General features: G+C 66.4%; 12 protein-coding genes. 7 read left to right on the forward strand and 5 right to left on the reverse strand.

Annotation, left to right across the window (positions count from 1 at the left end; translation table 11 throughout):
- Positions 1-185: 185 nt before the first annotated feature.
- The 4 genes from VKV57_17480 to VKV57_17495 all read left to right on the forward strand — a co-directional run bounded on the left by VKV57_17480 (position 186) and on the right by VKV57_17495 (position 3909).
- Positions 186-353: a type II secretion system F family protein gene (locus tag VKV57_17480; protein ID HLW61696.1), complete on the forward strand. Its 168-nt coding sequence runs from the start codon at positions 186-188 to the stop codon at positions 351-353.
- A gap of 438 nt (positions 354-791) precedes the next feature.
- The gene (locus tag VKV57_17485) at positions 792-2087 is read left to right on the forward strand and encodes an extracellular solute-binding protein (GenBank protein HLW61697.1); all 1296 of its coding nucleotides are present in this window, start codon (positions 792-794) and stop codon (positions 2085-2087) included.
- A gap of 69 nt (positions 2088-2156) precedes the next feature.
- A complete protein-coding gene (locus tag VKV57_17490; GenBank protein HLW61698.1) occupies positions 2157-3059 on the forward strand; it encodes a sugar ABC transporter permease in 903 nt (300 codons plus the stop codon).
- 40 nt (positions 3060-3099) lie between these two features.
- On the forward strand, positions 3100-3909 hold the full coding sequence (locus tag VKV57_17495; protein HLW61699.1) for a carbohydrate ABC transporter permease: 810 nt from the start codon (positions 3100-3102) through the stop codon (positions 3907-3909).
- 211 nt (positions 3910-4120) lie between these two features.
- On the opposite strand, the gene VKV57_17500 is transcribed toward VKV57_17495, so the two are convergent.
- Positions 4121-4930 carry a 3-oxoacyl-ACP reductase family protein gene (locus tag VKV57_17500; GenBank protein ID HLW61700.1) on the reverse strand — a complete coding sequence of 270 codons (810 nt, stop codon included), beginning with the start codon at positions 4928-4930 and terminating at the stop codon, positions 4121-4123.
- A gap of 478 nt (positions 4931-5408) precedes the next feature.
- Between VKV57_17500 and VKV57_17505 the strand changes: the two genes are divergently transcribed.
- Both VKV57_17505 and VKV57_17510 read left to right on the forward strand, forming a co-directional pair.
- Positions 5409-6347, forward strand: a complete 939-nt coding sequence (locus tag VKV57_17505; GenBank protein HLW61701.1) for an SMP-30/gluconolactonase/LRE family protein — start codon at positions 5409-5411, stop codon at positions 6345-6347.
- Between the two features lie 182 nt (positions 6348-6529).
- The gene (locus VKV57_17510; protein ID HLW61702.1) at positions 6530-7942 is read left to right on the forward strand and encodes an amidase; all 1413 of its coding nucleotides are present in this window, start codon (positions 6530-6532) and stop codon (positions 7940-7942) included.
- Positions 7943-8748: 806 nt separating this feature from the next.
- Here the strand turns inward: VKV57_17510 and VKV57_17515 are convergent.
- From VKV57_17515 to VKV57_17530, 4 genes are read right to left on the reverse strand one after another with little or no spacing between them, the layout of a single operon-like run.
- Complete coding sequence (locus VKV57_17515; protein HLW61703.1) at positions 8749-9489, reverse strand: hypothetical protein; 741 nt, start codon at positions 9487-9489, stop codon at positions 8749-8751.
- Between the two features lies 1 nt (position 9490).
- Positions 9491-10105 (reverse strand): CPBP family intramembrane glutamic endopeptidase, encoded by a 615-nt coding sequence (locus VKV57_17520; protein HLW61704.1) that lies wholly within the window; start codon positions 10103-10105, stop codon positions 9491-9493.
- On the reverse strand, positions 10102-10578 hold the full coding sequence (locus tag VKV57_17525; GenBank protein ID HLW61705.1) for a hypothetical protein: 477 nt from the start codon (positions 10576-10578) through the stop codon (positions 10102-10104). The genes VKV57_17520 and VKV57_17525 overlap by 4 nt, the downstream gene beginning before the upstream one ends.
- Positions 10579-10597: 19 nt before the next feature.
- Positions 10598-12544: a copper resistance protein CopC gene (locus tag VKV57_17530; GenBank protein HLW61706.1), complete on the reverse strand. Its 1947-nt coding sequence runs from the start codon at positions 12542-12544 to the stop codon at positions 10598-10600.
- 629 nt (positions 12545-13173) lie between these two features.
- Here VKV57_17530 and VKV57_17535 point away from each other — a divergent pair.
- Positions 13174-14016, forward strand: a complete 843-nt coding sequence (locus tag VKV57_17535; GenBank protein ID HLW61707.1) for an alpha/beta hydrolase — start codon at positions 13174-13176, stop codon at positions 14014-14016.

Here is a 14016-nt window from a genome sequence, read left to right on the forward strand (position 1 = left end):
GCTGTCCTCGAGGGTCACGTCCGTCTCCCTCCTCCCGAAACCCGGCAGGTCTCGGTTGGAGTATTCGGAGGCTGGGCTGTGACCCTCTTGCTGTCACGGGAGGTAGCCCTCCAAGTGTCAACACTACATCCAAACAGTACAGCCTAGGCGACGTCCATGTATAGGTACTTGTGTGCGCCTAGACCATGCTGACGAAGGTGGCGGACTTCTGCGACTCCGAGATCGAGAACACCGTGGCCAGCCTGACCTCGATCCTCGAGCCCATCCTGATCGTGGGCATGGGCGTCGTGATCGGGGCGATGCTAATCTCGCTGTATCTGCCGATCTTCAACCTGGCGCTCTCCGTCAAGTGAGCGGGGAGCGCAAGGGCGGGCCGCTAGCATCCCCTCGGGTTGTTCCTCCAACGCGGCCCGGGGATTGGTCTACCGGTATTACCGGTCAACCTATTCTTACTATACGGTTTGGCGGCGATTCAAGATGAAGGTTGCCCCCGGCGCCGGAACTTTCAACGACCCGGGGGTGATTTTCGCTCTCAGAAGCGGCTGGATTCCCGAGGGGCTTCCGATCGGAAGGTGTTCGGGAATCTATCGTGGAAACTCCAGAACACCTTTTCGCAAAGTGTGAATACCTTGGAAGGAGATGAGAGAGTCAAGCGATCAGATTCCAATCTCAAGAATGGTGTCTGCTTGCATCGGTTGTCGGTACGAGGCCGGTTCCTCAATCTTCTGTCGTCCAAGTGCGGTTTCAGAGCTTGGCATAATGAAGGGGAGGGAGTGATGAGAGGTCGCTTAGTGATCACGGTGGTCCTGATGTTGATTCTCGGCGTTGGCACCTCGTACGTGGGTGCACAGGCCAAGACGACGATCACGCTTTGGTATCCGGCGGGGGATGTTGCCGCCGGCCCCACGTCCCCGTTTCATGACCCCGCACTTTTTAAGCCTTTCGAAGACGCCAACAACGTTCGGGTCAACCTTGTTGGTCTGGATTACGACACGATGGAGCAAAAGATCTTCGCGGCTGCGGCGGCGAAGAACATTGCGGACATCATTTTTGTTGATCGCTCTTGGGTCTCCGGGTTTCTCAAGGAGGGGATGTTGGAGCAGCTCCCCCCCGCCGTAGCCAAGCGATGGCTTGCGGCCGTTTCCCCCGACGTGGTGGCGCTTTCCGATTTTGGCAATGGGACGATGTATGGCTATCCGCAACTGGGGTATGACGTGTATGCCCTGACGTGGAACAAACAGCAGTTTAAGGAGGCGGGCCTCGACCCGAATCGAGGGCCGCAGACGTGGGACGAACTTCGCGCCGACTGCAAGAAGCTTGCCCGCCGTGACGCCTCCGGCAACCTGACCCGCGTGGGATTCGCCATCCGGCACGTCGGCGAGCCTCACGGCATCGTGGACAAGTTCGCCTGGGCGCTGTGGGGCGCCGGCGGTGATCTGATCAACGATCAGAATGCGCTGCGCGGCGGCCACGTCATGTTCGACAACGCGAGCGGTCGGTCCGCGCTGCAGCTCGTGCTCAACATGCTGAATGTTGACAAATGCACCAGCCTGAACTTCCCGGACCCGCGCGCCGCGTTCCTCAAGGGGATCGCCTCGATGCAAATCAGCGAAGCCGTCAGTATCCGGGCCCGCCAGCCCAAGGAAGCCCCCGACATGCCGTGGCAGACCGGGTGGGGGATGGAGGTTCCTCCGGTACCCAAGGCGGGCGACAAACCCGTGACGTTGCTGGGCGGCTGGATTTTTACTGTCCCGAAGGCGGCGAAGTCCGATGCGATGGCCTGGAAGGCCATCGCATGGCTCAGCACCGAGGCCAACGATTACTCGGTTGCGGCGAAGTTCGGAATGACCCCGCGGTACAAGAGCAACTGGGCCAAAGAGCCGTTCAAGTCCGACAGCTACGATCAGGCGTTGCTCAAGATCGCGAAATACGGTCGCCGGTACCCACTGAACCTCGGGCTCGATGGCGTGATGGAGGCGTTGGGTGCGTCGATCCAGAAAGCGTGGCACGGCGAGGCGACCGTCGACCAGGCGCTGACGGAAGCTGCGCAGGCAGGGAACAAGGCGATAACGGACGCCGCGAAGTAGCACGGCGGGGGAGGGCGTACCGCGTGACGTGATGGACGCGGTACGCCCCTTCCTCGGTTCAGTCTAAGCATGCCGAGCGTCGCGTACGCTCTGCGTCGGATCTACCGTCGCCACTACCTGCACGCATACGCATTTATCGCTCCGGTCGTCATCCTGTTTGGGTTGTTTCGCGTCTGGCCGTCCCTCGAGACTTTGTACTTCAGCGTCTTCAACGTGGAGCTCCTCAAGCAGCAGCTCACGTTCATAGGGCTGAGCAACTTCCGCGACATGCTGCAGGACCCCGTCTTCCGCCAGGCGCTCGTGAACACGCTGATCTACGCCGCGGTCATCGTGCCGGTCTCGACGGTGCTGGCGTTGCTGCTGGCGGTGGTGTTCACTGAGGAGTTCGGCCTAAAGGATCTTTTCAAGGCGGTGTACTTTTCCCCAACGGTGACCAGCACAACCGCCGCCGCCGTCGTCTGGTGGTGGATGTACAATCCGCAGTTCGGACTCTTCAACGTGATCCTAAAGCTGTTGCATCTCCCTCCCCAACCGTGGCTGATGTCCAGCCACATGGCGCTGTCCGCCGTCATCATTTTCAGTGTGTGGAAGACGCTCGGCTACAATATGGTGATTTACATCGCGGGTTTGCAGGCCGTCCCGACGATGTTTCATGAGGCGGCGACCCTCGACGGGGCGTCACCGTTCCGGCGGTTTCTGTCGATTACGGTGCCGCTCCTTGCGCCTACCACGATCTTCATCGTGATCTACAACATGATCTTCGCGCTGCAGGCGTTCGACCAGGTCTTCGTCCTGACGAGCGGCGGGCCGGCGAACAGCACCAATGTGGTCGTCTTGGAACTCTACCATCAGGCGTTCCGCCGATACCGCTTCGGGTACGCGTCCGCGGAGGCGACGGTGCTCTTCGTGATCATCTTGGTCGTGACGGTCTTCCAGTACATCTACAGCCGGCGGTACGAGGTGGCGTATTGATCCCCGCGAATCCCGGACGGGAGGGGTAAAGACGGGAAAGGTGATCCGCCGGTCCCTTGTGTACGCGCTGCTGACACTCGGCGGGGTGGTGATGGTGCTTCCGTTCTACTGGATGCTCGTCACTGCCGTGAGCCCGGCCTCGGATATCATCGCCTTCCCGCCGCGGTGGTTCCCTTCGCACATCACGTTCGAGCATTTCGCCGACGCCTGGGCCAGGGCGCCCTGGCTCGTTTACTATCAGAACAGCCTGATCGTCGCGGTCATCTCCGTCGGTTTGTCGATGCTCTTTGGGTTATTCGCCGCATACGCGTTCGCGGTCTACCGATTCCCTCTTCAAACGCCGCTGTTCCTCCTCATCTTGGGGACGCTGATGGTGCCCGTCCAAGTGAGCAGCGTCGCGCTCTACGTGCTGCTCGCCCGGATCGGGTGGGTGGACACCTACGCCGGCATTCTCGCACCGAATTTTGCCAGCGCGTTTGGGGTGTTTCTGATTCGTCAGGCGATCGGCACGATCCCGATGGATCTGATCGAAGCCGCACGCATCGACGGTGCGGGCGAGGTGGGCATCGTCCTGAGGATCGTCGCCCCATCGATCAAGACGATGCTGGTCGTTGTGGCGTTGATCTTGTTCCTCGGCAGCTGGAACGACTTCCTCTGGCCGACGATTGTTATCAACTCCGAGGGGCTGCGCACGCTTCCGGTCGGCATTGCCCTCTTCAAGGATCCTTACGGCATCGACTACGGCCCCCTGATGGCTGGAGCGGTGATCGCGACGGCGCCGATGCTCATCGCCTATGCCGCGTCTCAGCGGTTCATGATCCGGGGTGTGACGCTCACCGGCCTCAAATAGGACAGCTGGCTCAAGCCGGCGTTCCGCACGACCACTTCGAGGCGATCGGAGCGGGGGCTAAGGGTTTTCGATCACGCACACAGATGCAGACTGCCTACATTGATCCAGGTTGCCCCCGTCGGCGATTGATGGGGTCGTACGCCCCGGACACGTTGCCGTCGGTGCAAGGCCCCGGGAGCATCCGTGCAGTTGTCTGCGGTCTCGGCGGAGGCTACTCGCGCAGCTTCGCCGAGACGGATAGCGGTAACGGGGTGTCCACCTGCGGGGAGCGGAGCTGAGCCAGCATGCCGCCGTCGACATAGAGGATTTGGCCGCTGATATAGCTCGCGTCGTCGGAGGCGAGAAACGCCACTGCTCCGGCAATATCCGCGGGGTAGCCAACCCGTCCCAGCGGCACCACCCGCCCCCGCTTCGCCTTTGCCTCCTCGCCGAGCGGTTCGTACTCCTCCGTGTGGATCGCGCCGGGCCCCACGGCGTTGACCCGAATTCGAAAGGGCGCGAGGTCGACCGCCATCGCTCGGGTCAGCGCTTCGAGGCCACCCTTGCTGGCGTCGTAGGCCCCCTGCATCCGATGCGCGCGGGCGGCCGCGAACGAGCTGATGGAGATGATGCTCCCGGGGCGGCGATGGTCAACCATGAACTCTGCCACCCGGTGGGAACAGAGGTAGACGCTCTTCAAGTTCGTGCGGATGACGGTGTCCCAGTGAGTCTCATCCATCTCTAGGAAATGCGCCGACGCCGTTGCCCACGCCGCGTTGTTCACGAGGATGTCCACCCCGCCGAAGGCGCGTACCGTCTCGTCGAACAACCGGTCCACGTCCCCTTTGTACCCGACGTCCGCAGCGATCGCCACGGCCTCCCCTCCCGTGGCGCGGATGGACTTCGCTACCGGCTCGATCGTCTCCGGCCGGCGTCCGTTGACGACGATCCGCGCCCCTTCCGCCGCCAGCCGTTCGGCGATCCCTCGACCAATCCCGCGACTCGAGCCCGTGACAATTGCCACGCGATCACGCAGTGTCATCGCAGCCTCCCGCACGGGCGGTGTGTATCGCCGGCCCCCACAGTGCTTAATATAGCATTACGGTATCCGAACGACGCGGGACGGTTGTCCAACGCGGGCGAGGCGAAGAGTCTTTGCGGATCGCCGGTCGTAGGAAATTACACGCTCGGTCTCAAAAACGAGCCAAAGCGTGGGATGCGGATGGCGAGCTCGTAGGGGAGTTGGAGGGCGCCATTTTGCACGCGTGGGTCGTCGGGGTTCGAAGCGTACGGTCCGGGCCGTCCCTTGCAAATCGGCAGGCCTAATTCTAACGTGGATCCAACCCATCGGACAGCGATGGTGTTCGGACGATGGTGTCCCCTGCCAGGGGATGTGTCCATCGGCGCCGTCGGCCAAATTCGGACGGGGAGAATTGAGTTCGGTAAATGTGCGCGCCGGCCGTCGCCTCAGATTAGGCAGGTGCCGCCGCTCATGTCGATATGCTAGGAGGATTGACGCCATGTGGGAGTCGATTCAACGATACCCTGATCCTGCGGTGCGGGTGCTGCATCCAAGCTTTGCAAAGTACCGTCTCGCTCAGGCAGCCGTTGAACGCCTGGCCGCCGGATTCCGCTGGGCCGAGGGGCCGGTATGGTTCGGCGATGGACGGTTCCTATTGTGGAGCGATATCCCGAACAACCGGATCATGAAGTGGGAGGAGGAAACCGGCGCGGTCAGCGTCTTCCGAAAGCCCACCAACAACGCCAACGGCAACACCCGCGACCGTCAAGGCCGCCTGATCACCTGCGAGCATGACGCGCGGCGTGTGACGCGCACCGAGTACGACGGTACGATCACGGTTCTGCTCGATCGGTTCGATGGGAAACCGCTCAACTCCCCGAACGATGTCGTGGTGAAGTCGGATGATTCGATCTGGTTCACCGATCCGGCGTTCGGCATTCTCGGCTATTATGAAGGGCACCCCGCGACCCAGGAACTGCCCATGAACGTGTACCGCGTTGATGGCCGGACGGGTCGGACGAGTGTGGTGGCCGAGGGGATCAGCAGCCCGAACGGGCTGGCCTTCTCGCCGGATGAATCCAAGCTTTACGTCGTCGAATCGCGTTCATCACCGCGCAAGATTCGGGCCTTCGACGTTGTGGAAGGCGGTACCAAGCTCGCCAACGGCCGCGTGCTGATCGATGCCGGCCCCGGCACGCCGGACGGGCTCCGCTGCGACGTCGACGGCAATCTCTGGTGCGGGTGGGGCATGGGCGATCCCGACCTGGATGGCGTGCGTATATTCTCCCCGGCCGGCCAGCCGATCGGCCATATCGCGCTCCCCGAGCGATGCGCGAACCTGTGCTTTGGCGGGCTGCACCGGACCCGGGTGTTCATGGCGGCCAGCACGTCGATCTATTCACTCTACGTGAATATACAGGGAGCGTCGGGTGGGTGAACGGCGCCGGGCACCGATCACCCCACCGCGAATACCTGGCCGGCGAGACCGATACGCCCCGCAACGGCCGTGGCCGGGTTGTTTGCGGAGGGGCGATGATCCCCCGGCGGTTTCCTCAGGAGAACTTCAGGCGATGTCGAAGGTGACGGCCGGGCGGCACCCCGCTCCAGGAGGATCGGACGATGGACACTACTGGGCTGTGCTACACGCCGGCAACCGAGCTGGCCGGGGCGATCAAGAACAAGAAGCTCTCTCCCGTCGAGGTCGTTGACGCGGTGCTCGCCCGCATCGACCGGCTCAATCCCGCGCTCAACGCCTTCTGCACGGTGACGGCGGACGCAGCGCGAACCGCTGCCAAAGATGCCGAGGCGGCCGTCATGCGGGGAGACCGGCTGGGCATCCTGCACGGCGTTCCCGTCTCGATCAAAGACCTGATCATGACCAAAGGCGTGCGGACGACCTGGGGGTCGAAGATGTTCGAGCACTATGTCCCCGAGGAGGATGCCCCGGTCGTCGAGCGCCTCCGGCAGGCCGGGGCCATCGGCCTCGGGAAGACGAACACCCCGGAGTTCGGATTCAAAGGGGTGACCGACAACCCGGTGTTCGGCCCGAGCCGCAACCCGTGGAGCCTCGGGCACACCCCCGGAGGGTCGAGCGGAGGCGGCGCCGCCGCTGTGGCGGCCGGGCTCGGGCCGCTGTCGGTGGGCACCGACGGCGGCGGGTCGATCCGAATACCGTGCAGCTGCTGCGGCATCTTCGGGCTGAAGCCGACCCTGGGGCTCGTCGCCGCTGCGCCCACCTACGGCGGCCTCGAGACGCTCTCGCACACCGGGCCGATGACACGGACCGTGCGCGACGCCGCGCTGATGCTGAATGCCATCACGGGTCCCGATCCGCGCGACCTGAGCTCGCTGCCTGCCGACGGGACGGATTACCTCGCCGAGCTCGACCGCGGGGTATCAGGACTCCGCCTCGCCTGGACGCCCGACTGGGGGTATGCTCCGGTCGACCCCGAGGTCAGGCGGATCGCGGAGGCCGGCGTGAAGCACTTCGCCGACGCCGGATGCCGGGTAGACGCCGCGACCCCGGGCTTCCCCAGCCCGGAGGGGGCGTTTGACGTGCTGTTCTCAGCTTCGATCGCGGCGCGGTTGGGTGATAAGCTGACCGAGTGGGGCGATCGCTTCGACCCCGGCCTGGTGACGATGATCAACCGCGGAATGCGCTGGACGGCGGTGGATTTCATCAACGCTGCCAACTGCCGGCGCACGCTCGGGGAGTCGTTTCGGAGGTGCTTCGCCCGCTACGACCTGGTGCTCACGCCGACGCTGGCCGCGCCCCCGCTGCCGGTCGGCGTCAACCTCTACGAAGAGATCGGCGGGCGCAAAGTGGCGCTGACGGGGTGGTTTGCCTTCACCTACCCCATCAACATGACCGGATTTCCGGCGGCGACGGTCCCATGCGGCCGGACGTCGGAGGGACTGCCGGTGGGGTTGCAGATCATCGGCCCCCGGCTGGCGGATGCCCTGGTGCTTCGCGCCGCCGCCGCGTTCGAGGCCGCAGCCCCCTGGGCGGTGACGCGTCCGGCGCTGACCTAACCGCCGCCCGAATACCGAAGAAATGCCGCCCCATCGAGGGGAGCGGCGGCCGTCCCACGATTCGGGCCAACCCGGCGCCGTGGCGCGGTCTGAGTCGTTCGGAGATCCGCCGATACCCGCCCGGCCGTTACCCCGTGCGCACGGCGGCGTGATGAGCCCCCGCGGTTTAAAGATGCGTGCTTGAGGGTACTTGCGCGGCACTTTCCCCGTGCTCTTTTTGCAGCCGCTCCATCAAATCGCCTAACCGTTTCAAGTGCACCCGGACTTGGTGGGTGGCCAAGAATACCCTTCGTACTTCCGTCGAGGACTCCGCAGCTTGCAAGATGCCAAGGCATTTCTCTTGCAAGATCCGCATTTGATCCAACAAGGGCTCGGGGCCTCGAGGGGCCGGGGGGGTCTCTGCCGCCCCCGCGGAAATGTGGCTTCGATGGCCCAGGATCGCCAAGACGGAGGTCCCGAAGCGCAGCGCGATCAGATCATGCGGTTCAGCGCTGAGGATCGCCTTTTCGATTTCGCTGCGCCTGTCGTGGCCGCAGATTCTGCAGGGTCTGGACATCTTCGATCACCGATTTCTGCCGCGTCGTTGCCTGTCCATGATACCCTGGCGAGGGCGACCCCGCGTTCCCCCGAGAGAACAATTTCTGCGTATCCAAAGGATGGCACGTCTTCGCGGTGTCCCCGTATCGTTGAATACTCGCTCCGGGACGCGGCGGTCCGCGCTCCCCCCGTCGTGCCTTCGTGGCCTGACGCGGAGTCGGCAGAGGGCCGCTTGTACCCGTCCACGCGCACGAGGATGGTCCTCCCCCTCACGCGCCCGGGCGCGCCGTCTGGCGGCGCCGCCGGCCCGCCGCGAAGGCGATGAGCGCCGCGAGCAGGCCGGCGATGGCCGCGCCTACGGCGACGGTCGCGATCCAGGAGATGCCCGTTGCCCCCTCGGGCGCGGCAGCGATAAACACGCCGAGCTGATCCGTGCTGGCGAAGATCTGCAGCGACCCCGGGACGACGTGCGCCTCGAGCGGGGTCCACCCCGTCCCCGTGGAGCGAAGCAGCATCGTGGCGTGCCTGGGGTAGCGGAGGACCACGGTGATGGGCGCCCCCAGGAGCACGGATCCTCCTGTGGCGTCGGTCGCCTCGACGCGGTAGGCGTTCCCGTCAAACTGGAGTCTCGCCGGGGGTGGGGACAGCGTCCCGGGGTCGAGCGGGGTGATGGTCACCTCGACCGCGCGGGCTCCCGGGCGCGGCGCGATCGCCCCGGACCGGAGGATCACGCCGGCCTGCCCATCTCCCGTCACCACGGATGTGGAGGGGGAGCCGGCGGCGCCGAGTGTGATCGACTCCTGCCCCGTCTGTGGGGACTGGTTGGGTTCGGGGAGGTTAGCGGGGGGATGGACCCAGCGATATGGGAGGGGAGGGGCGATGCCTTCGTAGAGGAGGTGCGTCGGGATTTGCGGCCATGTCGAGCTTCCCGCCACAAGGTAGACGCCGACCGCGACTGCCCCCCAGATCCACACCCGGATGCCGGCCGCGCGACGGTATTGTGGGGGCATGTCAGAATATCTGGAGCAGATTGGCGGTGGCGTGGGTGAGTGCCGGGGCGAGCCATCCCCCCGTCGCCCACCGCTGCCAGCCGAAGATGATCCCCGCGGCGAGGTCGAGCGGAAGGGCTCGGACCCCGTAGGCCGGGACGTGCACCACCGCGAACAGGCCGGCCGTGCCGATCACCCCGGCGATCGCCCCGGCCTGGCACAGCCAGCCGTACGCCAGCCGTCGAAAGAAGATCTCCTCGCATGCGGCGGCCATCACCGTCGCCGCGATGGCCACAAGCGTCGCCGGCGGTCCGACCGGGGCCGTGAGCAGTCGGCCCGCCGCGAACGCGGCGATCCCCACTCCCACCACCACGGCCAACCCCGCGGGGGTCGGGGGCGCTTCGCGCCGCAGCGGCACCGGGGCGATCGCGCCGACGATCCCGATCGCGCCGAGCACGGTAAGCGCGGCGATGGTGGCCGGGGGCCGCGCGGCGAGCGCCGCGCACCCCAGCGCGATACACGCCGCGGCGAGGATCGCGGCGGTCCGGGAATCTCGCCGGGGGAGTCGGCAGATCTCCCCGCTCCGCGACGACGCCTCGCTCATCGGCGCGATGAGATCGCCGCCGTCCCGCTTCATTTGACCGTAAACGTGATCGTGCTGAGCACCCGCGGGTTGAACGGGAAGTGGTCGGTGGCCACGAACTCGGCCGTCAGGATGTGGGCGCCCGGCGTCACCGGGACGTCCTGCGTCACCCCGTAGCTCATCGACACGACCTTGCCGTCGAGGCTGAGGTGGACGTGCCCTTTGTCCGGGCTGAGCTGGGTCGAGGTCTGAGGCACGATCACCCCACCGGTCAGCCGGATGCGCACGTGGAGGGTGCGCCCGGTGATCTCCTCCCCGGGAATCGGCGAGACGATCGCCACGGTCGCGGTCGACCGGGGGCGGGCGCCCGCGGCTGGCGACGGGGTTCCGGTCTGGGGGCGCGGCGCACACCCGGCCAGCGCGCCGAGCAGGACCGCCGCCCCGAGCACCGCCCCCGCCCGTCCCAGCGGCCCGATTCCGAATCCCACCCCCCCGGTGGTCGATCGGGATCGCGGTGACGTGCTCACGCCTCCCTCCATGGATGGGTTAGAGGCGGACGGGGAGGTGCGATCGCAGCACCTCACCCGCCGCCGTGGTTACGGTGAACGTAAGGTCCCACTCGCCTCGCGACAGCTGCGCATCCCCGATGAAGTGGCCGGGGCCAAACCGTCTGACCGGAAGGGGGGCGGGGGTTCCCCCCGGGCGGTTGGCCGTCATCGTCGCCAGTTGAGGAAGGGGCATCTCGTGGCCGGCCGCATCGATGTACGTCGCATGCACCTCGTTGAGCCCTGCCCGCCCCGGATCGAGATAGGCATCGAGCACCCGCCCCCCTGAGAGGTCGATAGAATACAGCGTGGGTTGTCCGGGCGCCTCGATTGTCCGGATCCGCTGTGGCTGGGCGCGCACGTCGAGCGCGAGGGGAACCTCGACCGAGTTCGCCCCCTGTTCCACCTGCACGGTGACGGCCCACGGGCCCTCTAGAGATAAGTTACTCCCTTGACCCCGGTAACTCCCGTCCGTGCTTCGGGCCAAATCCAATGAGGAGGTACCGATGTCGGGGCGGTCCCTGGGGGTAAACCGCAGACTCACCCGATCCGCGTCGACCGGCCGCCCGGTGTCGAAGTCGCGGAGGCTTGCCGTGAAGCCATTCGGGCCGGGGTAGCCCGGGGCCACCTCCAGCCGCACGTGCGTCGTGGTGGCAAAGTCGCTTCCCGTGGCCACGAGAGGCGGCGGACCCTCCGCCTGCGTGGTGGGGAAGTTGGCGGGGGCGATCTGCGTGAGCGTCGCCGCGACCGCCAGCGTCAGGGCGCCGACGGCCAGCTCCGCCGCGCCGATCCGCCGGAGGCCGGCCAGGGTTTGGATCGCGCGGGGGACGCTCCGGAAGCGGTTGACGCCGCCCAGGATTGCGAGAAGCAGGAGGAGCGCCGCTTTGAGCATCACCAACCGACCGTACGCCGTCGCCGTCAGTTGCCCCCACCCGCCGACCTCGTTGACCGCTCGGAGCGTGCCGGTGGCGGCGACGAGCACCAGCAGGATCCCCGCGGCACCCGAGAACCGCCGCACCGCGCCCGCCTTCGCGTCGCTCGGCGTCCGTCCGAGCGCGGGAATCAGGACCGCCAGCCCTCCCAGCCACGCGCCGACCGACACCACGTGGATCCATTGCGCGGCGACGTTCGCCCAGCGCCACGGCCCCAACGCCGCCGCCGCATGGCCGGCGACGACGTGAGCGAGGGCACCCGCCGCGGCTAAGATCCCGATCGCCCACAGGCTCAGGCGCCATCGACGCTCGGTCCCTCCCCGGGCGGCGAGGGCGGCGGCGACGCCGAGGAGAGGAAGGATCCGCCACGCCAGGGCCCGGCTGAGGGATGTATTCAAGAACTGCGCGAGCGGTGCCGCGGCGTCTTGGCGCTGAGACTCCCCCAGGGCGACAACGCCGAGGAGCGCGAGGAGGCAAGGAATCCAGAGCCAGCGGCCGTTCTGAGTCGAGACGGAGGGGAGCGCGATCGTCCACACCCAGGACGCCCCGAGGAGCACGCTGAGGCCCGCATAGAACGCCCAGCGCGCTGCTCCACCGAGGACGGAGGGCGGGGGGCTGACGACCTGGGGCAACGTGGCATTGGCGGGGGAGGTGCCCACCCCGAACGCGAAGGCGCCGCCGGTGACGTGTCCGTCGACCTTCGACACGGTTCGCCACGCCACCGTGTAGACGCCGGCGGCAATCGGGCCGACCGACACCTGCAGTGTGCGCGGCCGGCCCGGGATCGTCTGGATCGACCCCTGCGAGACCGGCTGGCCGGTGGGGAGGAGAACCCTGATGCTGGAGAGGCTCGGTTCCGGCTCCTCCGTGAACGTCAGCGTGATCGTCTGCGGCGGGCGGTCGAGCGTGGCTCCCGATGCCGGATCAGATGCGCTCAGCAGGGCGTGGGCGGACGCGGCCTGCCCGAAGGCCAAGATGGCGACCGCGATCAGGCCCAGCCGTGCGACCCGGATCATCCCGACTGTTGGCCAACTTCTACCGGCACCGCTAATCAATTGCCCGGCGCGCGCAGGAGGCGATGCGCGCGCCGACGGCCGCCAAGCATGGCATCGTGCGTTCTTCCATAAGCGGCCGACCTCCTGTGGTGTCGTGAAGTTGTGCGTGCGGCGAAGACCATGTGTATCATACCCCGTGCCACGTGCTTCGCCCTTCCTGACCCACGCGCAGATCGCAGGGGTCTTCCGTTTCGGCAGCGAACGGTCCCGCGCAGTCTTCGACCCGTCCCGCGGTTGGAACGAATCGCCCGGAGGTGTGTTCGGCAGCACCAGTGTATCGAGGCGACCCGTGCGGTGGGCGCCTCGGGATGCTGCGGCGTTCATTGCTGCCCACCCTCCTCACGGCGCTGATCGTGCAGGCGACCTTGTTCATCGCCGATGCGATCTTGATCGAATCCGGGCTGAGCGATCTCGGCGTCGGGTTCCAGCCCCCCGCCCCCAGCTGGGGAAACATGGTTAGTGGAGGGGAGACGTTACGTGGACAGCGCGTGGTGGATCGCGATCTTTCCCCGGACGGCGATCTTCCTCGTCGGGCTCAGCACCGACCTCGTCGGGGACGGGCTCCGCGACGCGCTCGACCCGAGGCGGCGATGAAGGTTCGAGTCGGCGGGGTGGAACTGCACTACGAGTCGGCGGGGTCGGGGCCGCCGTGCATCCTGGTCCACGGCGGGCCGGGGATGAGCCACCCGCAGATGCTGTCGGCATTCGCGCCCCTCGCGGACCGAGTGCGGCTCATTGCCTACGAGCACCGGGGGCACGGCGAATCCTCCCGCGCGCCGGTGGAGACCTATACCCAACGACAGTTGGCCGAGGACCTCCACGAATTCTGCCGCGCGCTCGGGCTCGAGCGTCCGCTCGTGCTCGGCGCCTCGGCGGGGGGGTTCGTCTCGCTGCTCTACGCCGGACGGCATCCCACCGAGCCGCGCGCCCTCATCCTGGTCGGCACCTCGGCCAGCCGAGGGTTCATGGCGCGCGCCACCGCCAACATGGGCCGGCTCGGCACCCCGGCGATGCAGGAGGCGTACCGTACGCTGTGGGATGGATCTCTCACCGACCCCGACGCCTTCCGGCGCGCGTTCGAGACGATACTGCCCATGTACTATTATGATCGGCGCCGCTGTCCGGCGAACCTTGCCGGACGACAGTTTGACCCCGAGACGCGCCGGGCCCTCATCCGGGACTATGCCGTCTACGACGCCCGGGCGGGCCTCGCGGCGGTGCGCGCTCCCACGTTCGTTGGGGTCGGACGCCACGACTGGATCTGTCCGGTTGAGGAGTCGGTCGAGATCGCGGGGTTGATCCCCGGTGCCGAACTCTACGTCTTCGAACACAGCGGCCACTCCCCGCACGTCGAGGAGCCGGCCGCCTTTCAAGCGGCGTTGGGGGCGTTTCTCGACCGGGCGCTGGACCCCCGCCTCGACGGACCAGGGTGA

The organism is bacterium (genome assembly GCA_035307765.1).
GTDB lineage: Bacteria > Sysuimicrobiota > Sysuimicrobiia > Sysuimicrobiales > Segetimicrobiaceae > Segetimicrobium.